The 22,856-nt window shown below is 71.3% G+C and carries 22 protein-coding genes and 2 pseudogenes; 9 read left to right on the plus strand and 15 right to left on the minus strand.

Going from position 1 to position 22,856, the window contains the following annotated elements:
* Nucleotides 1-121: 121 nt before the first annotated feature.
* Genes KBX71_RS07555 through KBX71_RS07570 form a run of 4 tightly spaced genes read right to left on the minus strand, consistent with a single transcriptional unit; the run spans nucleotide 122 to nucleotide 3,738 of the window.
* Nucleotides 122-1,318 carry an ABC transporter permease gene (locus KBX71_RS07555; RefSeq protein ID WP_210817309.1) on the minus strand — a complete coding sequence of 399 codons (1,197 nt, stop codon included), beginning with the start codon at nucleotides 1,316-1,318 and terminating at the stop codon, nucleotides 122-124.
* Nucleotides 1,315-2,004, minus strand: a complete 690-nt coding sequence (locus KBX71_RS07560; protein WP_210817552.1) for an ABC transporter ATP-binding protein — start codon at nucleotides 2,002-2,004, stop codon at nucleotides 1,315-1,317. Before KBX71_RS07560 ends, KBX71_RS07555 begins: the two co-directional genes overlap by 4 nt.
* Complete coding sequence (locus tag KBX71_RS07565) at nucleotides 2,004-3,137, minus strand: peptidoglycan-binding domain-containing protein (RefSeq protein WP_210817310.1); 1,134 nt, start codon at nucleotides 3,135-3,137, stop codon at nucleotides 2,004-2,006. Before KBX71_RS07565 ends, KBX71_RS07560 begins: the two co-directional genes overlap by 1 nt.
* On the minus strand, nucleotides 3,124-3,738 hold the full coding sequence (locus KBX71_RS07570) for a hypothetical protein (protein WP_210817311.1): 615 nt from the start codon (nucleotides 3,736-3,738) through the stop codon (nucleotides 3,124-3,126). The genes KBX71_RS07565 and KBX71_RS07570 overlap by 14 nt, the downstream gene beginning before the upstream one ends.
* 113 nt (nucleotides 3,739-3,851) lie before the next feature.
* Here KBX71_RS07570 and KBX71_RS07575 point away from each other — a divergent pair, with 113 nt between their 5' ends.
* Genes KBX71_RS07575 through KBX71_RS07585 form a run of 3 tightly spaced genes read left to right on the plus strand, consistent with a single transcriptional unit; the run spans nucleotide 3,852 to nucleotide 8,027 of the window.
* On the plus strand, nucleotides 3,852-4,547 hold the full coding sequence (locus KBX71_RS07575) for a response regulator transcription factor (RefSeq protein WP_210817312.1): 696 nt from the start codon (nucleotides 3,852-3,854) through the stop codon (nucleotides 4,545-4,547).
* A complete protein-coding gene (locus tag KBX71_RS07580; RefSeq protein ID WP_307846996.1) occupies nucleotides 4,537-6,420 on the plus strand; it encodes a HAMP domain-containing sensor histidine kinase in 1,884 nt (627 codons plus the stop codon). The genes KBX71_RS07575 and KBX71_RS07580 overlap by 11 nt, the downstream gene beginning before the upstream one ends.
* Before the next feature lie 11 nt (nucleotides 6,421-6,431).
* Nucleotides 6,432-8,027, plus strand: coding sequence for an NAD(P)/FAD-dependent oxidoreductase (locus KBX71_RS07585; RefSeq protein ID WP_210817313.1), 1,596 nt, complete (start codon nucleotides 6,432-6,434; stop codon nucleotides 8,025-8,027).
* A gap of 99 nt (nucleotides 8,028-8,126) precedes the next feature.
* Here KBX71_RS07585 and KBX71_RS07590 read toward each other — a convergent pair whose 3' ends face one another.
* On the minus strand, nucleotides 8,127-9,716 hold the full coding sequence (locus KBX71_RS07590; RefSeq protein WP_210817314.1) for a Rieske 2Fe-2S domain-containing protein: 1,590 nt from the start codon (nucleotides 9,714-9,716) through the stop codon (nucleotides 8,127-8,129).
* Nucleotides 9,717-9,913: 197 nt separating this feature from the next.
* Between KBX71_RS07590 and KBX71_RS07595 the strand changes: the two genes are divergently transcribed.
* Complete coding sequence (locus KBX71_RS07595; RefSeq protein ID WP_124817950.1) at nucleotides 9,914-10,135, plus strand: DUF2631 domain-containing protein; 222 nt, start codon at nucleotides 9,914-9,916, stop codon at nucleotides 10,133-10,135.
* Between the two features lie 86 nt (nucleotides 10,136-10,221).
* Here the strand turns inward: KBX71_RS07595 and KBX71_RS07600 are convergent, their stop codons facing one another.
* The 3 genes from KBX71_RS07600 to KBX71_RS07610 form a co-directional block, all read right to left on the minus strand.
* Nucleotides 10,222-11,400, minus strand: coding sequence for a DivIVA domain-containing protein (locus KBX71_RS07600; protein ID WP_210817315.1), 1,179 nt, complete (start codon nucleotides 11,398-11,400; stop codon nucleotides 10,222-10,224).
* 31 nt (nucleotides 11,401-11,431) lie between these two features.
* Nucleotides 11,432-12,589: a 23S rRNA (adenine(2503)-C(2))-methyltransferase RlmN gene (rlmN, locus tag KBX71_RS07605; RefSeq protein WP_196927962.1), complete on the minus strand. Its 1,158-nt coding sequence runs from the start codon at nucleotides 12,587-12,589 to the stop codon at nucleotides 11,432-11,434.
* Between the two features lie 104 nt (nucleotides 12,590-12,693).
* Nucleotides 12,694-14,073 (minus strand): phosphatidate cytidylyltransferase, encoded by a 1,380-nt coding sequence (locus tag KBX71_RS07610; protein WP_210817316.1) that lies wholly within the window; start codon nucleotides 14,071-14,073, stop codon nucleotides 12,694-12,696.
* A 381-nt stretch (nucleotides 14,074-14,454) separates the two neighbouring features.
* Here KBX71_RS07610 and KBX71_RS07615 point away from each other — a divergent pair, with 381 nt between their 5' ends.
* On the plus strand, nucleotides 14,455-14,901 hold the full coding sequence (locus tag KBX71_RS07615) for a hypothetical protein (RefSeq protein WP_210817317.1): 447 nt from the start codon (nucleotides 14,455-14,457) through the stop codon (nucleotides 14,899-14,901).
* Between the two features lie 52 nt (nucleotides 14,902-14,953).
* On the opposite strand, the gene frr is transcribed toward KBX71_RS07615, so the two are convergent.
* The 5 genes and pseudogenes from frr to KBX71_RS07640 all read right to left on the minus strand — a co-directional run bounded on the left by frr (nucleotide 14,954) and on the right by KBX71_RS07640 (nucleotide 19,707).
* On the minus strand, nucleotides 14,954-15,511 hold the full coding sequence (frr, locus tag KBX71_RS07620) for a ribosome recycling factor (protein ID WP_088946658.1): 558 nt from the start codon (nucleotides 15,509-15,511) through the stop codon (nucleotides 14,954-14,956).
* 82 nt (nucleotides 15,512-15,593) lie between these two features.
* A complete protein-coding gene (gene pyrH / locus KBX71_RS07625) occupies nucleotides 15,594-16,361 on the minus strand; it encodes a UMP kinase (RefSeq protein WP_030335195.1) in 768 nt (255 codons plus the stop codon).
* A 161-nt stretch (nucleotides 16,362-16,522) separates the two neighbouring features.
* Nucleotides 16,523-17,350, minus strand: coding sequence for a translation elongation factor Ts (gene tsf / locus KBX71_RS07630; protein ID WP_091400300.1), 828 nt, complete (start codon nucleotides 17,348-17,350; stop codon nucleotides 16,523-16,525).
* 134 nt (nucleotides 17,351-17,484) lie between these two features.
* Nucleotides 17,485-18,405 carry a 30S ribosomal protein S2 gene (rpsB, locus tag KBX71_RS07635; protein ID WP_210817318.1) on the minus strand — a complete coding sequence of 307 codons (921 nt, stop codon included), beginning with the start codon at nucleotides 18,403-18,405 and terminating at the stop codon, nucleotides 17,485-17,487.
* A gap of 251 nt (nucleotides 18,406-18,656) precedes the next feature.
* Nucleotides 18,657-19,707 (minus strand): annotated as a pseudogene (locus KBX71_RS07640) (hypothetical protein).
* A 310-nt stretch (nucleotides 19,708-20,017) separates the two neighbouring features.
* Between KBX71_RS07640 and KBX71_RS07645 the strand changes: the two are divergent.
* Both KBX71_RS07645 and KBX71_RS07650 read left to right on the plus strand, forming a co-directional pair.
* Complete coding sequence (locus tag KBX71_RS07645; protein WP_124817753.1) at nucleotides 20,018-20,377, plus strand: YraN family protein; 360 nt, start codon at nucleotides 20,018-20,020, stop codon at nucleotides 20,375-20,377.
* A 30-nt stretch (nucleotides 20,378-20,407) separates the two neighbouring features.
* Nucleotides 20,408-21,247 (plus strand): annotated as a pseudogene (locus KBX71_RS07650) (magnesium chelatase domain-containing protein); the annotation flags it as partial.
* A 75-nt stretch (nucleotides 21,248-21,322) separates the two neighbouring features.
* Here the strand turns inward: KBX71_RS07650 and KBX71_RS07655 are convergent.
* Nucleotides 21,323-21,607 carry a flavin reductase gene (locus KBX71_RS07655; RefSeq protein WP_210817320.1) on the minus strand — a complete coding sequence of 95 codons (285 nt, stop codon included), beginning with the start codon at nucleotides 21,605-21,607 and terminating at the stop codon, nucleotides 21,323-21,325.
* Complete coding sequence (locus KBX71_RS07660; protein ID WP_210817321.1) at nucleotides 21,604-21,864, minus strand: hypothetical protein; 261 nt, start codon at nucleotides 21,862-21,864, stop codon at nucleotides 21,604-21,606. The genes KBX71_RS07655 and KBX71_RS07660 overlap by 4 nt, the downstream gene beginning before the upstream one ends.
* Nucleotides 21,865-22,062: 198 nt before the next feature.
* Between KBX71_RS07660 and KBX71_RS07665 the strand changes: the two genes are divergently transcribed.
* Entirely contained in the window at nucleotides 22,063-22,275 is a 213-nt protein-coding gene (locus KBX71_RS07665) for a hypothetical protein (protein ID WP_210817322.1), read from the plus strand.
* Nucleotides 22,276-22,344: 69 nt separating this feature from the next.
* Complete coding sequence (locus tag KBX71_RS07670) at nucleotides 22,345-22,770, plus strand: hypothetical protein (RefSeq protein ID WP_210817323.1); 426 nt, start codon at nucleotides 22,345-22,347, stop codon at nucleotides 22,768-22,770.
* The last annotated feature ends 86 nt before the right edge of the window (nucleotides 22,771-22,856 follow it).

The following is a 22,856-nucleotide window of genomic DNA, read 5'->3' on the forward strand; positions in this document are numbered from 1 at the left end:
CCCATCCCCACCCCCACCCCCACCCCTGAGCCCGGTTGATCATGAAGTTATTGCCACTCGCAGCGGCGTGTCGCGGCAGTAAACTTCATGATCAACGCGGGCGGGGGCGATCCAGGGGCCGTTAGGGGGTGTTGAGGGCTTCGGTGGGGGTTAGGCGGGCGGCTCGGATGGACGGGTAGACGCCGGCTACCACGCCCACCAGGAGTGCGCCGGTGATTCCGCCTAGCACCGCGGTCGGTGGGATCGTGGGCGGCCAGCCCTGGTAGGTGGCGTAGCCGACCGTGGCGAGCACCCCGAGAGCCGCCCCGGCGGCACCGCCGAGCACGCTGAGCAGCACCGACTCGGTGAGGAACTGCACCCGGATCTGGCCACGGTTCGCGCCGAGCGCCCGGCGTAGGCCGATCTCCCGACGGCGCTCCAGCACCGAGATGACCATCGTGTTGGCCACGCCGATCCCGCCGACCAGCAGGGCGACCGCCGCCAACCCGAGGAACAGCGCGGAGAAGCTGTTCTCCGTGGCCCGTTTCGCGGCGAGCGCGTCGGAGGGGCGGCTGACCTGGACCAGCCCGGGCAACTGCGGGTTGAGGGTGGCCGGCAACACGGCACGGACGTCCTCCAACGCGTCCTCCCTGGCCCGCAGGTAGACGACAGTGGGGTGACCGTCGAAGCCGAGCATGGCCTTGGCGGCGTCCCACCCGACCAGCACCGACCGGTCGAGATCCGGGGACAGCGGCAACGGGTCCAGGATGCCGATCACCGTGAACCAGCGCTCGCCGATGAACACCTGGGGTGGTTGCCGCGGGTCCACAGTGGCGTAGCCGAGCCGGCTCGCCGCGACGTGGCCGAGGACGGCGGTCGGGAGCCGGGCCGTCCCGGCGTCGAGGGCCCGACCGCTGCGGATCCGGCCGTTGACCGTTCCCAACAGGTCCGGCCGGGACGCGAGCACGCTGAGCCCGGACGTGTCGTACCTGTCCAGCAGGTCGTTGCGGCGCACCGCGGTGTGGGTGTTCGCGACCGCGCTCGCCGTGTCGACAGGGCCGATCCGCGCCACCATGGCGGCGGCGTCCTCGGGCAGGAGGGCGGGCGGATCCTGGTCCGGTACGGGCTCGGCCCGCAGCAGGTTGGTGCCGAGGGCGGAGAGCTGGTCCATCAGGTCGCGCTGGCTGGACGCGGGGATTCCCACCACGACGACCAACGTGGCGATGCCGATGGAGATGCCCAGAGCGGAGAGGACGGCCCGCATCCGACGCGTGGTCACCCCGAGCAGACCGAGCCGGAGTACGTCGGTCGGGGCGAGCCGGGACGGGCTCATGCTCATGCCCCGCCCCCGGTGACGGTGTCGGCGACGATCCGGCCGTCGCGGATCTCCACCTGTCGAGGCGTACGGGCGGCAAGATCGCGGTCGTGGGTGATCACGGCGATGGTGGTGCCCTCCGCGTTGAGGTTCGTGAGCAGGGCCAGCACCGCCTCCCCGTTGACAGTGTCGAGGGCGCCGGTCGGCTCGTCGGCCAGCACCAGCGCGGGCTCGTTGACGAGGGCCCGCGCTATCGCCACCCGCTGCCGCTCCCCGCCGGAGAGCTGCTGCGGCAGGTGGTCGACCCGGTGCGCCAGGCCGACCCGGGCCAGCGCCTCGATCGCGGTGCGGCGGCGGCGACGGCGGGGCACCCCGGCGTAGAGCAGGCCGGTGGCGACGTTCTCGGCGGCGTCCAACCCGTCGGTGAGATGGAACTGCTGGAAGACGAAACCGAGCCAGCGACCCCGCAGCGCGGAGAGCCGACGGTCGGAGAGGGCGGTGACCTCCTGCCCGGCGACGCGTACGCGGCCGCTGGTCGGCAGGTCGAGGGTGCCCATGATGTTCAGCAGCGTGGACTTGCCGGACCCGGATGGTCCGACGATGGCGAGCATCTCGCCAGCGCGCACGGTCAGTGAGACGTCGTCCAGGGCGGTCACCCCGCCGGGGTACGTCCTACTGACCCCCTCGACGTTCAGCACCGGCTCGGCGATCACGATGCCGTCACCACGTCGAGGCCCTCGGTCACGCCGGTGCCGCTGATCTCGACCAGACCCCTGGCGAACATCCCGGTCTCCACGGCCACCAACCCACCGTCGGGCAGTTGCAGCGCATGCCCGCCCTCACGGAGCGCCACCAGCGCGCCGACCGGCACCGCCAGCACGTTCTTGTGGACGGCGGTGGTGAACCGGACCTGCACCGCGGCCGCGTCCAGCTTGGCCACGTCCGCCGCCCGGGTCGGGGCGACGAGGACGTCCACCGTCGGGGGGCTGCCCTGCCCGGTGCCGCCGTCCGGGCCACCGCCACGCACCGTCTGGGAGATCGAGGCGACTTTGGCCGGGATCTCGGAGCTGTCGGGCAGGGCGACGACCACTGCGGCACCGACCTCGGTGGCACCGACCTCGGTGGCCCCGACCGGCACGGTGACCAGTTTGACCTTCTCGGTGACGGCCAGCAGCTCACCGGCGACCGGGTCACCGGGCAGCGCCTTCACCGCGCTGACCCGGGCCGGCCCGCTCAGCACCGCGACCTGCCCGACCCCGATCGTGCCGGTGGGCTCCAGGCCGACGGCCTTCTGCCACTTCTTGATCGCGGCGACGAGGCTTCCGGTGAGCACTGCCTGACCCGTGCCGATCTTCGTGCCGTCGGTGCCTCGGGACGGCTGCGAGCCGGTGTGGTAGCCCAGCGCCTTCAGGTTGTCCGACACGATCCGTACGTCGCTGCCCACCAGTCCGGGTTTGTCGAGCGTGCGGAAGAGCGGGGTCCCGCCGAACAGCACCGGCACGGGTCGGTCGTTGACCCGGTAGAGCGGCTTGCCCCGGGCCACCGTGTCGCCCACCTTCGGCAGCCGGGTGACGACACCCTCGCCGGCGCCCTTCACCACCCGTTCCGGGCCGAAGCCGAGCGTGCCGTTGAGCGAGCGGGTGTCCGACAGGTCGGCCCGGGTCACGGTGGTCGTGGTCACCGACGGCGGGGTGCTCGCAACGTCATCGCCCGCGTGACGCCGCAGCGCCAGCACCCCGACGCCGGCACCCACGGCGATCACCAGGGTCACCGTCGCCACCACGATCGCGGTACGCCGGGTCGTCCGCCGACCACGATCGTCTGTCGGACTACTTCTTGGCACCGAAGATCTCCATCGTGCATTCCCTCTCGGCAGTGTCCAGAGCGGGACCCTCAAGTCCGCCGGCCGGGTCGGCGACCCCGTCGTCGTAGGTCCAGCCGGAGCCGTCCGGCAACGAGTGGATCTTCATTCCGCGTCCACGCAGGCACTGGACGTAGTCGTTCCACTGGCTCACGTAGTTCGGGTTCTTCTCCCGGTCCAGCTCCGGCGGCTGGAGCGGCAGCTTGTTCGCGCACGCCACGTACGCCGCCTTCGGCTCCCCGCTCTGGTCGAGGGACAGGCCCGTACCGTCCCCCACCGGGCCGGGTTGTGACCGGCCGTCGTTCAGCTTCACGCCGTTGTCATGCAGGCAGATGTTGTACGCCCCCCAGAGCCGCTCCTCCTCCTCGTCGGTCATGTCCAGGCGTAGCTGCGGCCGACCGTTGGCGGCACCCCCGGCGGGGGTGGCGCTCGCCGGGGCGGACGGGGTGGTGAGCGACGCGACGTCACCGCCGGCGGTGCCCTTGTCGGCGCTGGACGTACCGCCGCCGCAGCCGCTGAGGGCGACGGCGAGGACTGTGAACGCGGCGAGCCCGGCCGCGACCCGATGGGTTGAGTTGGTCATGGTGTGGAGCTTCACGCCCAGGTGTCAAAGACCTGTAAGGAACCGGTCGTCATCCGGTAGCCCCAGCTCAGCGGCACTGCCGGACCCGGCCGTGGCCACGTACAGTCGCTGCCGTGTGTGCGTACGTGCTGGTAGCCGAGGACGACCAGAAGCAGGCCGAGTTGGCGCGCCGGTATCTGGAACGCGAGGGGCACGAGGTGGTCGTGGTGGCCGACGGGCGGGCCGCCCTGGAGCAGATCCGTCAGCGGCCCCCGGCGCTGCTGGTTCTCGACGTGATGATGCCGAAGGTCGACGGCCTGGACGTCTGTCGCATCCTGCGCCGGGAGTCCGACCTGCCGGTGCTCATGCTGACCGCCCGGTCGACCGAGGACGACCTGCTGCTCGGCCTCGACCTGGGCGCCGACGACTACATGACGAAGCCGTACAGCCCGCGTGAGCTTGTCGCCCGGGCCCGCAGCCTGTTACGCCGGGGCCAGCGGACGCAGGCGGACCCGGTGCTGCGGGTCGGCGCCGTGCACGTCGACCCGGTGCGCCACGAGGTACGCAGCGACGGACGCCTCGTCGACTGCACACCTGGCGAGTTCCAGCTGCTCCAGGCGATGGCCGCCCAGCCCGCCCGCGCGTTCACCCGGGATCAGCTCCTGGGCTACCTGCACGGGTTCGACAGGTACATCACCAACCGGACCGTCGACGTGCACGTCATGAACCTCCGCCGGAAGATCGAGCCGAACCCGCGCAAGCCGGCCCGGCTGGTGACCGTGTACGGGGTCGGATACAAGTTGGTCGAAGAGTCACCCCGTGTCGCGTGAGGTTCCGCTGCGCCGCAGCCTGCTGCTCCGGCTGCTGGCACTGGCCGTCCTCATCGCCGTCGGCTCGATCGCGGCGACCGCGTGGCTGGCCGTCCGCACCACCACCGGAGCGATCCGGCAGGAGCAGGGCCAGGCGCTCGCCGACGACGCGCGCATCTACGACACGGTGCTCGCGTACGCGGCGACCCACCCGAACTGGGACGGGGTCGACGCCGCCGTTCGGCCGCTCGCGCGGGACGTCGGCCGGCGGATCGCCCTGACCACCGACACCGGTGCGCCGATCGCGGACTCGGCACCCGGCGCGGGCCCGTTGCCGACGACGTCGTCCGCGACAGTCGACGCGCTCGCCGTCGACAACGCCCTGATGCCCGGAACCACCCCGCCGACCAGCGGTGACGGCGGCACCAGCCGCATCGACCCGCGCACCACCGGGCCGTACCTGCTCCCGCCCGAGGAGCACGCCGCGCTGCGCGACAAGGCGGCCAAGGCCGTCCAGTGTCTACGGCTGCGGGCGCAGATCGACGCCACGGTCGTGGACGGGCCCACCGGCCGCCCACGGATCGAGACCCCCGGCACCGACCTCGCCGACAGTGCCGCCTGCGGCCAGTTGAGAGAGGATCTCGCGACCCGTACGGCCACCGAGGGCAAGGCACTCGCCCAGCTCAACGCCCTGGTGAACACCTGCCTGGCGCGGCGGCGCCTGCCCGCCGTGCAGGTCGACCTGGACTGGACCTGGACGAGGCAGCCGGCGGCCAGCGCACCCGACTCCCGCAGCTCGGCCGGCGTCGACCAGGAGCACAACCGTGCGGTCAGCGCCTGCGTCGGCACCAGTCGACGCGAGCAACTCCTCCCGTACGTCGCCCCGGCCGCGACCCTCTTCGTCACCGACCCGGGCGGTCGCCCCTCGACCACCTTCGACCTCTCCCCCGCCAACCAGACCCGCATCGTCGCGGTCGCCGGTCTCGTCCTGCTGGTGACGATCGGGTTCACAGTCCTCGCCGGCATCCGGCTGACCCGCCCGCTGCACGCCCTGACCGGGGCGGCCCAGCGGATGCGCGACGGCGACGGCTCCGCCCGGGTCCGGGTGACCGGCCGCGACGAGATCGCCCGGCTGGCCGAGGTCTTCAACGACATGGCCGAACGGCGGGAACGGCTGGAGCAGCTGCGGCGGGCCATGGTCAGCGACATCGCCCACGAGATGCGTACGCCGGTGAGCAACATCCGGGGCTGGCTCGAGGCGGTCGAGGACGGCGTCGCGGCCCCCGACCGCCGGCTGCTCTCCTCACTGCTGGAGGAGGCGACAGTGCTCCAGCACGTGATCACCGACCTGCAGGACCTGGCCGAGGCCGACGCGGGCGCGCTGCGGCTGCACCGCGAACAGGTCTACCTCACCGACCTGCTCGCCCAGGTCGCGGAGGCGCACCGGGCCCAGGCCGACCGGGTCGGCGTCACCATCACGGTACGCGCGGAGGCCGACCCGCAGGTGGACGCCGACCCGGTGCGGCTCCGCCAGGCCGTCGGCAACCTGGTCGCCAACGCGGTACGACACACCCCGCCGGGCGGGCGCGTGACGATCAGCGCCGGCGCGACCCACACCGGGGTCGTCGTCTCCGTAACCGACACCGGCAGCGGTATCAGCGCCGAGGATCTGCCCCGGGTCTTCGACCGCTTCTGGCGGGCCGAGAAGTCCCGGAGTCGGCAGACCGGCGGCAGCGGCCTGGGCCTCGCCATCGTGCGCAAGCTCACCGAGGCCCACGGCGGCACGGTCAGCGCCACCAGCACCCCCGCCCAAGGCTCCACCTTCACCCTCCACCTACCAGTGATCACCGAGGACGTGCGCGGAACTGGTGACCGGTCCGGCGGGGCGGACTAGGCTGCCGCGGCATGAGCAGTGAGATTCCGGCCCGCGTCGACGTCGTGATCGTCGGTGCGGGGCACAACGGTCTGGTCTCCGCGGTCCTGCTGGCCCGTGCCGGCCTGGACGTCCTCGTGTTGGAGGCCGCCGACGTGATCGGCGGCGCGACCCGTACCGAGAACCCGTTCCCGAAGGTGCCGGGGCTGCGCCACTCCACCGGCTCGTACCTGCTCGGGCTGATGCCCCCGGAGCTGCTCGCCACGCTCGACGTACGGATCCCGGTGCTGCGCCGCGACCCGCACTACTTCCTCCCCACCCCGGGCGGCCTCGGCTCGCCGTACCTGCTCTTCGGCAGTGACACCGCCGCCACCCGGGCGCAGCTCGCCGAGTTCTTCTCCCCCGCCGACGTGGCCGCCGACGACGCCATGCAGGCCGAGCTGGCCGCGCTGCGGGAAGACCTCGCCCCGGCCTGGTTGGCGGAGCCGCTGAGCGTCCAGGAGACCGCCGAGCGGCACGTCCGCCCGGCGCTGCGCCAGGTCTTCGTCGACCTCGTGCAGGGCTCCGTCGCCGACTACCTCGCCCGGTTCGAGTTCCGCTCCGAGCTGCTGGTCAGCATGTACGCGGTCACCGACGGCCTGTCCGGGCTCAACGCCGGCCCGGACGACCCCGGCACCGGCCACAACTTCCTCGTCCACAACATGTGCCGACTCCCCGGCTCCGGCGGCACCTGGATGATCGCCGAGGGTGGGATGGGCACTGTCTCCCGGACGTTCGCCGAGGCCGCGCGCGCCGCCGGAGCGACAATCCGGACCGGTACGCCGGTGCGAGCGGTGACACTGGACGGCGGCGCGGCGAGCGGAGTGGTGCTGGCCGACGGTCGAGAGGTCGCCGCCCCTGTGGTGCTCGGCGCGTGTGACCCGTACCGGCTGATGGACCTGTTGCCCGACGGCGCGCTCCCGGCGCGGCTCGGCGAACGGATGGCGGCGGTCCGCCGGCCCGGCACCACCCTCAAGCTGAACCTGGCGCTCACCGGGCTGCCGCGGTTCTCCTGCCTGCCGGACGGTACGCCGAGCCCGTTCGGCTCGACCATCCACCTGCTGCCCGGGTCGGCGTCGCTGGTCGGCGGGGCGGCGGCGTCGCCGATGACCGCGCTGCGGGCGATGTGGGCGGACGTGCAGGCTGGGCTACTGCCGGCGGAGCCCACCATCGAGTGGTACCTGCACACCACAGTCGATCCGTCGCTCTCCGACGCGGCCGGGCACCACTCGTCGGCGCTCTTCGTCCAGTCCGTCCCCTACGAGCTGGCCGGCACGACCTGGGACGCGGAGCTGCCCGGCTACGTCGATCGGCTCATCGGGATCGTCGAGCGGTACGCCCCCGGCACCGCCGACCTGATCGCCGACGCGGTGCCGCTGCCGCCGCCCGGCATCGAGGAGCACTTCGGCATCACCGGGGGGCACATCCACCACGTCGACAACACCGTCTCGTTCACCGACCGGATGCCCTACGCCACAGGCATCGACGGCGTGTACGCCGGCAGCGCCGGCTGCCACCCGGCCGGCAGCGTCATCGGCGCAGCCGGCCACAACGCCGCGAGCCGAATCCTCACCGACCTAGGCCGCTGACCCCCACCCCAACCCCGGCCCTACCCCCCGTTGATCATGAAGTTATTGCCCGCCGTGGCGGCGTGTCGTGACAGTAACTTCATGATCGACGAGGGCGGGTCAGATCACTGCCTCGCCTGCGGGGGCGGGGGTTTCTGCGTCTACTCGGTGGGCTCGCACCTTGTGGCCGACACTGGTCAGGCAGCGGCCAGAGGGCAGGTCGAACTTCCAGCCGTGCAGCTGGCAGGTGAGCTGGTCACCGTCGACGATGCCGAAGCGGGTCAGATCCGCCTTCAGGTGCGGGCACCGCCGCTGCACCACCCAGTCGCCCAACGTGATGTCCTCGGCGTCGGTGCTGCGCTCGTGCTCGTCGTACCAGCCCTCGGCGTACTGGAGCCGCTCCTCGGAGAGGCACTTGAAGAACGCGTAGACGAACTCGTTGTACTGGCCGATCCGGGCCGCCGAGAATCGGCAGGACAGGAAGAGCGAGTTGACCCAGTCCACCTCGTCGATGAAGAGCAGGTGCTCGATCAGCGACCGCTCCATCCGGAAGCGGTAGCGCACCTTCTCGTCCGCGTACGGCCGGACCTCCTTGCCCGGGAAGTCCACAACGATGGATTCAATCGTCTCGCCGCCCGAGTCGTCAGTGCCGACCAGGTCGAAACGGACCGGACCCCCGACCCCCTTGGCCAGGTAGATCGACTCGTCGAGCAGCGGCTCGATCCGACGCTTCATCTCGCCGAGCACGTCCACCTCGGGGTGCCGCCAGGACGCCTTCTCCGCCTCGATGATCGGGCGCTTGCGCTCCCGCATCTCTTCCAGGTGCGCGACCTTGTTCGCGAAGAACTCCTCCACCGGCACCGGATGGGTGGTGCTCGCGCCCTCGGTGGTGACCTCGGCGACGCTGCCCGGCAGCAGCACGATCCCGTTGGTGCCGCCGACCTTGGCGTACTCGGACAGGAAGACGGACTGGTCGGGGAAGATGTTGCCCTCGTCGCCGTGGATGTCGTTGAACTGCCACAGGGCGTCGTCGAGGAAGCACGGCGGGCCGGCGATCGGGAAGACGTGCGACGCCTTCAGGTCGTCGATGTAGCGCCATGTCCGGTCGAACTGCCGGTCACGCTTCTGCTTGCCGAACGCGGTCTTCGCCGCCTGCGGCAGCTCGTAGACCATCGGGTACCAGATCGCGCCCGAGAACTGGAGCAGGTGCGCGTGCACGTGCCCCAGCTCGGCGAAGACGGTCAGGTCGGTGGGGCGGGCGTCGTTCTGGTTGAGCAACCGCACCCCGTCGTGCTCGACCCAGAGCGACGAGTCGCCGATCGGTCCGTCGGTCGGGCTGGTCAGCGCCTGAATCATGATCTTCAAGCCGCCGGGCAGCTCCACCACCTGCTCGTTGGGCGCCTTCAGGAACTTGGTGAAGCCCAACGCACGGAACTCGTCCTCCATCTCCGAGGTGGGGAACTCGGGGAGCAGGACCGTCGCGTCCTTGGAGACGAAGTCCCGCAGGTGCTTCGCGTCGAAGTGGTCCCGGTGCAGGTGGGACACGTACAGGTAGTCGACCTGCCCCAGACTCTCCCAGTCAAGCAGGGAATTGTCCGGAAAAGGAAACCACGACGCGAAGTAGGCCGGGTTGACCCACGGGTCGCACAGGATGCTGCCCGCGGCCGTGTCGATCCGCATGCTGGCGTGCCCGGTTCCGGTCACTCGCACCGCACAGTCCCCCTCAAACAGACAATCAGGTGTACGCCAAACGCTACCGGAGCGAGTCTGACCACCGCCCCGCGACGCCGGTAGTGCCATCCAGCCCGGCTGGGGAGGGCCGATGGCCAGGAAACCCCCACCCCACCGTGTCGCGCACGAGGCGTGCCAGACTAACCAAAGATCCGATCGCGAGGGAAGGACCGACAGTGGCAGGAAGCGAGCCGGTAACGTCGCCAGACCAGCACAAGCCCGGGCACCGCAAGGCCGGGCAGATCGGCGCTGTGCTGTCCGCACTGGCGCTGCTGGCGATGATCTGCGGCAACCACGAGGGCAAGGTCGAGGACATCTGGCTGATCGGCCTGGCCGCGCTGCTGCTGATCATCGTGATCGGCGACATCGTGCTGCGGCGCAGTGGTCTGCGCTCCTGATCCGACCCACCGCCGGACGACCGGCCGACGTACGCCGAGGGCCCGCCCCCACCCGGGGGACGGGCCCTCGTCCGTACGCGTCGAGGTCAGCGCCCGAAGAGGATGTCCTGTACGTCCTTGAGCGCGGCGTCGACCTCGGCCTCGAAGTAGCCACCCGGCACCAGGCCGAACCGGAGCGTGTCCAGGTCCTTCGGGTCGACAGGCATCGGGTTGCGGCGCTGCATGCCGCCGAGCAGTGTGTCGAAGAACCGGTCCACCTGGTCGGGGTCGTACCCGCTGCCGAACCGGCGCACCTGGAAGCTACGGCGGATCTGGTCCACCCGGTACAGGTCGCTGCCGGGCGGACCGGCCATCGGCGGACCACCCATCGGGGGACCCCCCATGGGCGGGCCACCCATCGGCGGGCCGGCCACCGCGGGCGGGCCGGCCATCGGCGGACCACCCATGCCCTGCTGCGGCAACGGAGGCGGACCGGCCGGACCACGGCGCATGTCGCGCAGGTCCCGCTCCGGCATCCGGATCTCGGCCGTCATGTCGGCGCGACCGTGCCGCCCGGCCTCGAAGCCGTCGAAGCGCGGCTCCTCCGGCGGCGGATAACCGCCGGGCGCCCGCTGGTCGTCGGGGCCGTACCCACCGGGTGAGCGCTGGTCGTCCGGCCCGTACCCACCGGGTGAGCGCTGGTCGTCCGGGCCGTACCCACTGGGGCCGGCGGGCAGGCCACGCTGCGGCATGCCGTGGCCACCCATCGGGCCGGGGCCCATCGGGCCACCGGGACCCATCGGGGGGCCGCCAGGACCACGTGGCGCGTCGTAACCACCGCCGCGAGGGGCGTCGTACCCGCCGGCGAAGGCACCTGTCGGCTCGTCGTAGCGACCGTAGGGCGGGCCGGCCTGCGCGGGCATCGGCCGCGGCGGCATCGGCTGCGGAACCATGCCCCGGTCGTCACGCATCGGCGGACCCATCCGGTCCGGTGGGCCCATCCGGTCACCCATCCGGGGGTCGGCACCGCGCCCGGCGTTGTTGCGCTCCTCCAGCTCGGCCAGCTGCCGCTCGACCCGATCCAGGTGCAGGTCGACCTGCCACTCGTCGTAGCCGTTGAAGCGGACCCGGAAGACGACGTCGTGAACCTCCTGGGAGGCCACCGGGGCGCCGACCTGTCGGCCGTCGAGCGTCGCCTCGACCCGGTCGAGGAAGGCATCCACCTCGTCGACCTTGTATCCCCGGCGGAGCGCCTTGCGCCGGAAACGCTGACCCTGACTCGCCACTATGTCTCCTGGTCTCGTTCGCCACGCCCGGTCACGCCGGTGCCTCTCCGGCGCGGTCGGTGAAGGTGTCGTTGTCCTCGGCTGCGGCGAGCTGGCCACACGCGCCGTCGATCTCGCGACCTCGGGTGTCCCGAACTGTGGTGGACACCCCGGCATCGCGCAACCGCCGGACGAACTCCCGCTCGACCGGCTTCGGGCTCGCGTCCCAGCGGCTGCCCGGCGTCGGATTGAGCGGAATGAGGTTCACGTGCGCCAATTTGCCGGCCAGCAGCCGTCCGAGCAGGTCGGCTCGCCACGGCTGGTCGTTCACGTCCTTGATCATCGCGTACTCGATCGACACGCGACGGCCCGTCCGGGCGGCGTAGTCCCACGCTGCGTCCAGCACCTCGGCTACCTTCCAGCGCTGGTTTACCGGCACGAGTTCGTCGCGCAGATCATCATCGGGCGCATGCAACGACAACGCAAGGGTCACTGAGAGGTCTTCGCTGGCCAGTCGGCGGATGGCCGGAACCAGGCCGACCGTGGAAACGGTGATGTGCCGCTGGGACAGGCCGAGCCCCTCCGGGGCCGGGCTGACCAGCCGACGGATCGCCGCGATCACCCGGTTGTAGTTGGCCAGCGGCTCGCCCATGCCCATGAAGACGACACGCGACAGCCTCGGCGGGGAACCCGCGACCACGCCGGAGGCAGCCACCCCGGCCATGTACACCGCCTGGTCGACGATCTCCGCCGTCGACAGGTTGCGGGTCAGCCCGGCCTGGCCGGTCGCGCAGAACGGACAGGCCATGCCGCAACCCGCCTGGCTGGAGATGCAGACGGTCACCCGGTCCGGGTAGCCCATCAGCACGCTCTCCACCAGCGCACCGTCGTGCAGCCGCCAGAGCGCCTTGCGGGTCGCGCCGTCATCGCAGGCCAGCTCGCGAACCGGGTTGAGCAACGTCGGCAGCAACTGGTCGGCCAGCCGCTCCCGGGTCGCCGCCGGAAGATCGGTCATCGCCTGCGGGTCGCGGACCAACCGCCCGAAGTAGTGGTTGGAGATCTGCTTGGCGCGGAAGGCCGGCTCCCCCAGCCCGGTGACCAACGCCTGGCGGCCGGCCAGGTCCAGGTCAGCGAGGTGCTGAGGAGGCATGGAGGCCCGGCGCGCGGCGGGGGCGACCGAGATGGCGGGGATCAGGGGCAGGCTCGTCATAGCTGGTCCAGTGTGTCACGCCGTCCGCGGCGGATGCCGGTCCGGAGGTGTCGAACGGGCTGCGACCGCCGGCGCCGGATGGCCAGGGAGCCGTGATTCATACCTCAGCTCACCACCGGCACGAGGACCGCCAACAGCAGGTAGGCCGTCGGCACCGCGAACAGGATCGAGTCCAGTCGGTCCATCAGACCGCCGTGGCCGGGCAGCAGGTTACTCATGTCCTTCACGCCGAGATCCCGCTTGATCATCGACTCGGCCAGGTCGCCGAGGACCGCCGCGCAGGAGACGGCCACCCCGAACAGCGCACCCCACCAGGGGGCCACCTCGAACATCAGCCACAGCAGCAACGCGCTGCCCAGGGCCGCCGCGGTGACCGAGCCGGCGAAGCCCTCCCAGGACTTCTTCGGGCTGATCGACGGGGCCATCGGGTGACGGCCGAAGGAGACACCGGCGGCGTATCCACCGGTGTCGGAGAGGACCACCCCGATCAGCGTGGCCAGGATGCGCAGCGGGCCGTCGTCGGGGGCCGCCGCCAGCAACGCCGCGAAACCGGCGAGGAACGGCACGTAGACGGCGATCAGGGTGGCCGCGGTGAGATCCCGCTGGAAGCCGGCCGGCCCGTCACCCAACCGCCAGATCATGGTGCCCAGCACCGTGACCAGCAGCCCCAGGCTGAGCGCGTCCGGACCGGCGTACCAGGCCAGACCCACTGTCAACACGCCACCGCCGATCAGCGGAACCAGCGGCGGGTGCGCACCGCTGCGCCGGACCGCGCGGGCCATCTCCCACATGCCGACGGCGACCGCGGCGGCGATCACCGGCAGGAACGCCAACGGGTAGAACGCCAGCGGCACCACGATCAGCGCGCCGAGGCCGAGCCCGACCCCGATCGCCGCGGGAAGGTTGCGCCCGGCCCGGCCGTTGCCCAACTGCTGGGTGGCCGGTCGGTCGAGGCTGGCCCGACGCCGGCCCTTCGGCCGTCGACCGGTCGTCGGAGCCTCGTCCGGCGCCACCTCCGCCCGGACGGGCGCGAGCTGCTCGGTCGGGTACCCCGGGTCGTCGAGGCGGGCCGGATGGCTCGGCTCGTCGAAGCGCCCACGGTCCGGGCCGTCGTACCGGGGCGGCCCGTCGCCGGCGGCGGGAGGTCGGTCCGGGTACCGGTCACCGCGACCCCGGTCGTCGTACCGGTCGGGCTGGTTGCGGTCGTCCACGTGCCGGTCGAGGTCCTCGAAACGATCGTGCCGGTCGCGGTCGTCGAAACGATCGTCCGGTCGGACCGGGCGGCCACGCTCGTCGTACGGGTCCGCGGCGTGCGGGTCGGCGTACGGTCGGGCGTGCGGGTCGGCGTACAGCTCAGGGCCGGCGGCCGGACGGCGGCGCCACTGGCCGGCCTCCAGCTCCTGCTCCGGCCAGGGCAGCGCCACCGGGCGCTCCGGCCGGTCCCAGCCGCGAGGCTCGCTACCGTAGGGGTCGGGGTGGGACATCACGCACCGCGAGGCGACACGAGACCCACCACATGACGCAAGACCACAAGCATCCCCTACACGTGCGATGTTCCTCCGATTGACCGCCCCGACGGTCGGTCGATCCCCGGTGTTCACCACCCGGTGGCCGGGAATCCTGCCGAGCCTACTGCACACACCGGATCGGCACGGCGGACGAGGCACGCCTTCGGACGCCACCCTTGCCGCCAGGCCGCCGGCCAGCGACGCAGACCCATCCGGTACGGCAGGCCGCAGGCAATCCGCAGCCGTCGATCCGACTCGTCCGGTGCGCGATCGAGTACTGAGCGAACGCGCTCGGCGTGGTCGGCTGGTTCCGCGCTGGCGCCAGCCCGCGCTACGGAACGGGGGAAGGGCACTCACATGTACAAGTTCGGTCTCGCGGTGTTGACCGTAGCCGCCATGGTCCTGGGAGCAGGGTCACCGGCCGCCGCCGCCACGGCACGGACCAGGATCACCATCGACCGCCACACCAGCGAGCTGTTCCCGTTCGCGCCTCCCTACGCTGAGCCGCCGGGAGTGACGTACCCGGCGGCACGGGTCACCGCCACCGCCCGGCACTGCCCGGCCGGCATCGTCCTCATGTCGGCCTCGCTGGTGCAGGACGGCCTGCCGACCCTCTGGGCCACCGGGGGCCACGGCGCCGGCGAGATCCTCTGCGACGGCGGCACCGTCGAACTCGGGATGGCGTTCGCCCGGATCGCTCCGGCGCTGCACGCAGGCCGGGCCACCGCCCACTTCTCGCTGCGCGACTCGAACACCGGCGAGCAGTTCGCCGAGAGCACCAGGACCGTCTGGATCCCCTGCTGACCTATGGAACGAGGCCCGTTCCCGACGTCGGGAACGGGCCTCGGAGCATGGGTCACACCTCGAGCAGCTCGGTTTCCTTGTGCTTCACCAGGTCGTCGATGCTGGCCACGTACCGCTGGGTCAGGTCGTCGAGTTCCTTCTCGGCACGGCGACCGTCGTCCTCGCCGGCCTCGCCGTCCTTGACGATCCGGTCCAGCTCCTCCTTGCCACGGCGGCGGACGTTGCGGATCGCCACCTTGGCCTCCTCGCCCTTGTGCCGAGCCACCTTGATCATGTCGCGGCGGCGTTCCTCGGTCATCTGCGGGAGCAGGATGCGCAGTTGGTTGCCCTCGTTGTTCGGGTTCACCCCGAGGTCCGAGTCGCGGATCGCCTTCTCCATCGCGTTGATCTGCGAGTTGTCGTACGGCTTGATGATGGCCATCCGCGGCTCGGGGACCGCGATGGACGCCATCTGCGTCAGCGGCGTGGGCGTGCCGTAGTAGTCGATGATGACCTTGGAGAACATGGCGGCGTTGGCGCGACCGGTACGGATGGCGCCGAACTCCTCCTTGGCGTGCTCAACCGCACGCTCCATCTTTTCCTCGGCCTCGAGGAGGGTGTCGTCGATCACCGGTCTCCTCGCCTCCTTCTGTGCTCGTCGTGGGCTCTGCGGAAAGTCGTCAGACCGCTGCGGTCGTCGCCGTCGGCGGGACTCAGGCGGTGATCAGGGTGCCGATCTTGTCGCCACCCACCGCGCGGATGATGGTGTCGTCACCCTGCGCGCCGAAGACCAGCATCGGCAGGCCGTTCTCCATACAGAGGCTGAACGCCGCCGCGTCGGCCACCCGCAGGTTGCGGCGCAGCACCTCGGAGAAGGTGATCGAGTCGAGCTTGCTGGCGGTGGGGTCGATCCGCGGGTCGGCGGTGTAGACGCCGTCCACGCCGTTCTTGCTCATCAGCACCACGTCGGCCCGGATCTCCAGCGCCCGCTGGGCGGCCACCGTGTCGGTGGAGAAGTACGGCATCCCCGCGCCGGCGCCGAAGATGACCACACGGCCCTTCTCCAGGTGCCGGATGGCCCGCAGCGGGATGTACGGCTCGGCGACCTGGGCCATCGTGATGGCGCTCTGCACCCGGGTCTCGATGCCCTCCTTCTCCAGGAAGTCCTGGAGCGCGAGGCAGTTCATCACGGTGCCGAGCATGCCCATGTAGTCGGCACGGGCCCGGTCCATCCCACGCTTCTGCAGCTCCGCGCCGCGGAAGAAGTTGCCGCCGCCAACCACCACGGAAACCTGCACGCCGCGGCGGACCACTGTGGCGATCTGCCGGGCGATGGCCTGGACGACGTCCGGGTCGACGCCGATCGCGCCGCCACCGAAGACCTCGCCGGAGAGCTTCAGCACCACCCGGCGGGCACGTCCCGGCGGTGGTGCCGTCGGATCGTCCAGCTCCAGCGTCCGGTCACTCACAACCTGCGTCATCCGCCCCGCCCTTCCCCACGCGCACGCCCCGTGCGGCGCGTACCGCGAACCTGCCGCTGCCGACCCTATGTGACGAGGAGGCCGCGGTGCCTGTCACGTACACCGGCGGCCTCCTCGTTTATGTCTCCTGCCCACGGGCGCGCGCGGCGCCCGGTGGCGGCTCAGGCCTGGCCGACCTCGAACCGCACGAAGCGGGTGACCTCGATGCCGGCCTCGGCCAGCAGCTGCTTCACCGACTTCTTGTTGTCAGAGACGGACGACTGCTCGATCAGGACGAAGTCCTTGAAGAAGGAGTTCACCCGACCCTCGATGATCTTCGGCAGGGCCGCCTCGGGCTTGTTCTCCTCGCGGGCGGTCTGCTCGGCGATGCGCCGCTCGGACTCGACGACCTCAGCCGGAACCTCGTCCCGGGTGAGGTACTTCGGCCGCATCGCGGCGATCTGCATGGCCACACCACGGGCGTCGGCGTCGCCGGCCTCGTCGGTCTTGCCGGTGTACGACACCAGCACGCCAACGGCCGGCGGCAGGTCCTGGGCCTTGCGGTGCAGGTAGACGGCGGTGGTGCCCTCGACCCGGGCGAACCGGTTGAGCACCAGCTTCTCGCCGATCTTGGCGGACTGCTCCTGGATCAGGTCCGCGATGACCTTGCCGTCGAGCTCGGAGGCGAGCAGCTCCTCGGCGGAGTTCACGCCGGCGCGCTCACCGTGCTCGACCAGCTGCTGGCCCAGCGCGATGAACGACTCGGTCTTGGCGACGAAGTCGGTCTCGCAGTTGAGCTCGAGCAGCGCCTTGCCGGAGTGGGCGACCAGGCCGTTCGCGGCCGTACGGCCGGCCCGCTTGCCGACATCCTTGGCGCCCTTGACGCGCAGGATCTCGACGGCCTTGTCGAAGTCGCCCTCGGCCTCGGTCAGCGCCTTCTTGCTGTCCATCATGCCGGCGCCGGTGAGGTCGCGGAGCTTCTTGACGTCCGCGGCGGTGATTTGGGACATGGCTCTCTCTTCGGTGTTGAGACGGCGTGTGGATGGTCAGAGGTGCCGGTTACCCGGATCCGGGCGGATCGTGCCCGGCGTACCGTCGCTGCCCGCCGTTCGCGAAAACGGACGGCGGGGCAGCGACGGTGCGATCACTCCGCGGTGGCGGCGGCCGGCTGCTCGGTGGCGGCCTGCGCCGGCTGCTCCGGGGTGGCGGGCTGCTCGGCGGCGGCAGCGGCGGGCTGCTCGGCCGCGGCGGCCGGGGCGGCCGGAGCGGCCGACTCGTCGGCCTTCTTCGGCTCGAGCAGCTCGCGCTCCCACTCGGTCAGCGGCTCGTCGCTCGCGACACCCTCGGGCTTCTCGTCGTTGCCCCGGCGACGGCCGGAACGCGCGATCAGACCATCCGCGACGGCGGCGGCGACGACCTTGGTCAGCAGCTCGGCCGAGCGGATCGCGTCGTCGTTACCCGGGATCGGGAAGTCGACCTCGTCCGGGTCACAGTTGGTGTCCAGCACCGCGATGACCGGGATGCCCAGCTTGCGGGCCTCGTCGACGGCGATGTGCTCCTTCTTGGTGTCGACGATCCACACCGCGGCGGGAAGCTTCTGCATGTCCCGCAGGCCACCGAGGGTGCGGGTCAGCTTGATCTTCTCGCGGGAGAGCTGCAGGGTCTCCTTCTTGGTGTAACCGGCGGCGGTGCCGCTGAGGTCACCCAGGCCCTCCAGCTCCTTCATCCGCTGGAGCCGCTTGTACACGGTCTGGAAGTTGGTCAGCATGCCACCGAGCCAGCGGTGGTTGACGTACGGCTGGCCGACCCGGGTCGCCTGGTCGGCAATCGCCTCCTGGGCCTGCTTCTTGGTGCCGACGAACAGGATGCTGCCACCCTCGGCGACGGTCCCACGCACGAACTCGTACGCCTTCTCGATGTACTCGAGGGTCTGGCGCAGGTCGATGATGTAGATGCCGTTGCGCTCGGTCATGATGAAGCGCTTCATCTTCGGGTTCCAGCGCCGGGTCTGGTGCCCGAAGTGGACACCGCTCTCCAGCAGCTGACGCATGGTCACGACGGCCATGGTTGGGGTACTCCTTCAAGGTCCCTGGTTGTCACGCCCGGCCGGTGGCCGGGCGTCCTGGCGCCTGGTCGCCGACCCATGGTGGACCCGATCAAGATCGGGACCAGGGAGGCCGTCGCTCCACGACGATTCGTGAAGAGGGCGCGCGAGGTCGACCGCACGAGGCGGTCGCCAGTTGGCCAGTGTACGCCCCTCACCCGTTCAGCTGCCCCGGGGTGCGCGTGGGCGCCGCTCCGGGGGCCGGTCGCGGGTCAGCCGGCGGCGAGCGCGGCGGCCACGAAGAGCACCAGCCCGACGGTCAGGTAGGCGGTCGGTGGGCGAAGCCAGCCCCGACCGTTGTCGGCGAGCGCCAGACCTCCGGTTCGTAGCCCGTACAGCCCGGTCGCGAAGATCGGCAGTCCGGCGACCAGGGCGATACCCACCACCACGTTCCCGGCGTCCACCGGATCACCGGTCACGCCCGCCAGTAACACCCGCAGCGCCGGGGCCTCGAAGACCAACACCAGCAGAGCGAAGAGTACGGCCAACACCGGTCGACGGGTCCGATAGACGCCGTCGGCGGCCGGCGGATACGCCGGAGGCTCGCCCGGGGACAGGTCGGGTCGCGGGCCGATCCCCGGCATCGGGCCGGTCGGCATCTCCAGCGGGTGCGGCGTGTCGCCGCCGCCCCGGGTCGGCTCGACGATCGGGTACCCACCGAGCGGAGCGGGACGAGCCTGGTCAGTGAGCACGCTGGGCGGCGCTGTCGACGTACTGTCCCGGGACGTCTCCGGCGCCGCGCCGGTCACCGGAGATCCCGCCGTGGTCGTCTCGCGGGCGGCCCGGCGTCCGGGCAGCTCACCGGAGGTCTCCGAGGGGTCCCGGTCAGCTCGCCGCGACCGGGTGGCCCGGTAACCGTCCGCCTCCGGCCGCGCGGCGCCCAACGGGTCGACCGCGCCGAAACGCCCCGAATCAGCCTCACTCGCCCCGAACCGACCGGTCTGATCGTCCAGGGCGCCGAAGCGACCGGAGTCCGACTCCGGCGTACCGCCGAAGCGGCTCGCGTCGACGGCGCCGAAGCGTCCCGAGTCCGGCTCGCGGCGTCGGCCGACGCCGGTGTCCTCGACGGAGCGGCCGTCTTCCGCGCCACGCTGCTCGGGAATCTCGCCGTCCCGGTACCGCGGCTCGCCCGCGCCGCGCCACTCCGACTCGCCGTAACCGCGACCCCGCTCGTCGGGGTACCAGCGCGACTCCTGATCTTCCGGAAAACTCCGTCGTCCGTCCACGTCAGGCACCGTATGCGACAGGCCACGCCCGCGCCATTTCAGCACGGCCGGCAGCTCGCCACCGGTCCCCCGGCAGCGCGGGGCAGGCGTCGCGTCGAGGTGGCGCGGGCGCGGGCCCACACCGTGATCAAGTGATGAAAAGTAGGCCAGCAGTGGCTCTGACACCTACTTCTCATCACCTGATCATGGTGGTCCCGTCGGTGGAGCGCGGCCGACGCCCTAGCGGACTCGAACGCCGTTAGCACACCGTGGGCATGATCGTCCGATTGTCCACAGCTCACCCGTTGTCCACAGCTGGGCCGTTGTCGGGTCGCGATGACCGCCCTCCGGCGGGCACCGTGCCGGCCATGACGAAGCGGAACCAGGCCGTTGGGGCGTACGGCGAGCGGTGCGCGGCCCGGCACCTTACCGAGGCGGGGCTGCGCCCGATCGCCCGGAACTGGCGCTGCCCGGCGGGGGAGATCGACATCATCGCGTGGGACGGGCCCGTGCTCGCCTTCTGCGAGGTCAAGACCCGCCGGGGTGAGGGCTTTGGCACCCCGGCCGAGGCGGTCGTGCCGGCCAAGGCCCGCCGGCTGCGGGGGCTCGCCGCGCGGTGGCTGACCGAGACCGGCACGACCGCCGAGGAGGTGCGGTTCGACGTGCTGTCGGTGCGGCTGCCCGACGCCGGCCCGGCGCAGGTCGACCACCTCAAGGGCGCGTTCTGACATGCGTACCAGGAGGATCGGTGACGCGTCGTGAGCTACGCGAAGGTGCTCTGCGTGGGGCTGGTCGGGGTGACCGGCCACCTCGTCGAGGTGGAGGCCGACCTGGCCGCCGGGCTGCCGGCGGTGGTGATCTCCGGCCTGCCGGACACCGCCCTGCACGAGGCCCGCGACCGGGTCCGCGCCGCCGTGGTCAACTCCGGCCAGCGCTGGCCCAACCGGCGGATCACCCTCAACCTGCTGCCCGCCACGCTGCCGAAGTTCGGTTCGGCCTTCGATCTGGCCATCGCCGCAGCGCTGCTGGGTGGCTCGGGTGAGCTGCCGCTCCTCCCGCTGGAGGGGGTGGTGGTCCTCGGCGAGCTGGGGCTCGACGGGACGGTCCGGCCGGTGCGCGGCGTACTCCCGATGGTCGCCGCCGCGGCCCAGGCCGGTGTCGCGCGGGTGATCGTCCCGGTCGGCAACGCCGCCGAGGCCGCCGTCATCCCCGGCGTACGGGTGCGAGCGGTGGACACCCTGCACCGGCTCGTCGCCTTCGTCCGCGACGGGACCCCGCTGATCGAACCACCGGCGGACATCCCGACGCCGGTGGTCGGTGGGCCGGATCTCGCCGACGTCGCCGGGCAGCAGATGGGTCGGCGCGCCCTGGAGGTCGCCGCGGCCGGCGGGCACCACGTGGCACTGCTCGGCCCGCCGGGCGCCGGCAAGACGATGCTCGCCGAACGACTGCCGTCGATCCTACCCGAGCTGGACGACGACGCGGCGCTGGAAGTCACCGCGCTGCACTCGGTCGCCGGGCTGCTGCCGCCGGGCGGTCGGTTGCTGCGTCGCCCGCCGTTCCAGGCGCCGCACCACACCGCGACCGTGCCGTCGGTGCGCCCGTAGTTGGGGCCAGCTCCGCGCATACGGCGATGCCCCCGACCGTAGCCGAGGGCACGACGCAGCCGGGGGCTACTCGATGAAATGGCCAGCGTTGCGATGCCGGTTGACCGCGAGATGACGAACGAAACCCATGAACCGGCCGTAGAGCGCGACCGGGTCCGGACGCTCGGGCATCAACTCGGCCAGGTCGATGCCCGCCTCGACCATGCAAGACGCCATGTCCATCGCGAGCAGTTTCGGGTCATCGGCGTACTCCTCGACGAGTTTCGCCCTGGCCGCCTCGCAGGGCCACGGCTGGGCGCACGCCGCGCATCCCCACAGCCGGCGGATCGGGGCGTGGCGCTGGAGGCTCACCGTTGGACCCCCCGATAGCGGACCGGCGACCAGCGGGTTATCCGGCGCAGGGGTGGGCGCTCGCTGTTCAGGATCGAGTTGACGGACCCGAACGTCACTCCGGGTGCCCGCTCGGCCCGGCCTAGGTCGTCGGTAATCCGTGAGATGGCGGCCAGGCGACTGCGCGCGTCGAACAGTTGTCGCCGGACGAGACGGAGCGCTGCTTCCAGCTCCACCACCCGCTCGCGTAGCCGGTCGAGTTCTGGGTCGGGTTCCACGTCAACCTCCAGGGGGTCGGGTCCGTGTGCACCCGCCCCTGCCGGGCTCGGGCCTCCAGCAGGGGCGGGGCATCCCCATCGGACCCCGGCGATTACCCCTGTGTCAACGTAGGCACGCACGATCGAGTGCACACGATCGAGTGCACCCATGTGAGAACGTTTACGTTGACGCGTCCGGCCCTGCCTACCCTCGCTGGCATGGAGGATCGTGGGCCGGGCGAGCTGGTGGCAGCGGGCGAGATTCTGCAGATGCTCGGGGTCGGGCGTTCGCGATTCCGGATGATCCAGCTCTCGCCGAAGTTCCCGAGGCCGTACCAGGTCCTATCGGTTGGCCAAATCTGGTTGAGGCGCGACGTCGAGGAATACATCCGGCTACACCGCACCCCGCCCCCGGCCGAGGATGGCGAGTAGTTCGGTTCGAGAGGGCTCGGAATCGCCTGATTTCCTGGGCGGATGGTCGTAGCCACTGGGGCCCCGTTGGTGCCCGATCTGCTCAATACCGCCTCGCTGACGGCGGAGCTGGCATCGGCTACGGCGATGGGCACCGGTCTACAGGACCTCGCCTCGATCAGCTTCAACACCGTCTACCCCAACGCCCTCTACATCGCGACCTGGACGATGGACTTCACGCTGATCACGGCAGCCAGCGGGACACCCTCCACCGCCGTCGGACAAATCCAGATAGACGGGGTCGACCTCGGGCAGCCTCAGGCCGTCTGGTGTGCGGGGAACGTCGCGGCGAACGCGAGGGTCACGGTCACTCAGACCTACCAGGGCCTACTGCCGGTCGCGGGGGCCCACGCATTCAAGCTTCGGGGGGCCCAGTCGAGCGCACCCTCGTCGACCGTCGGGGCCTACCGCGCAAACGCCGTGCATACCCGACTGAGCCTCATAGTCTTCCCGTAGCCCCCCACGCCCCCGGCACCGCCGGAGTAGGCCCGTCCGCCCGTCCGGAGGCCCTCCCCGCTGCACGGAGCGGCCCGGCGATGCTG

The organism is Micromonospora sp. D93, from assembly GCF_018070365.1.
Lineage (GTDB): Bacteria > Actinomycetota > Actinomycetes > Mycobacteriales > Micromonosporaceae > Micromonospora > Micromonospora ureilytica.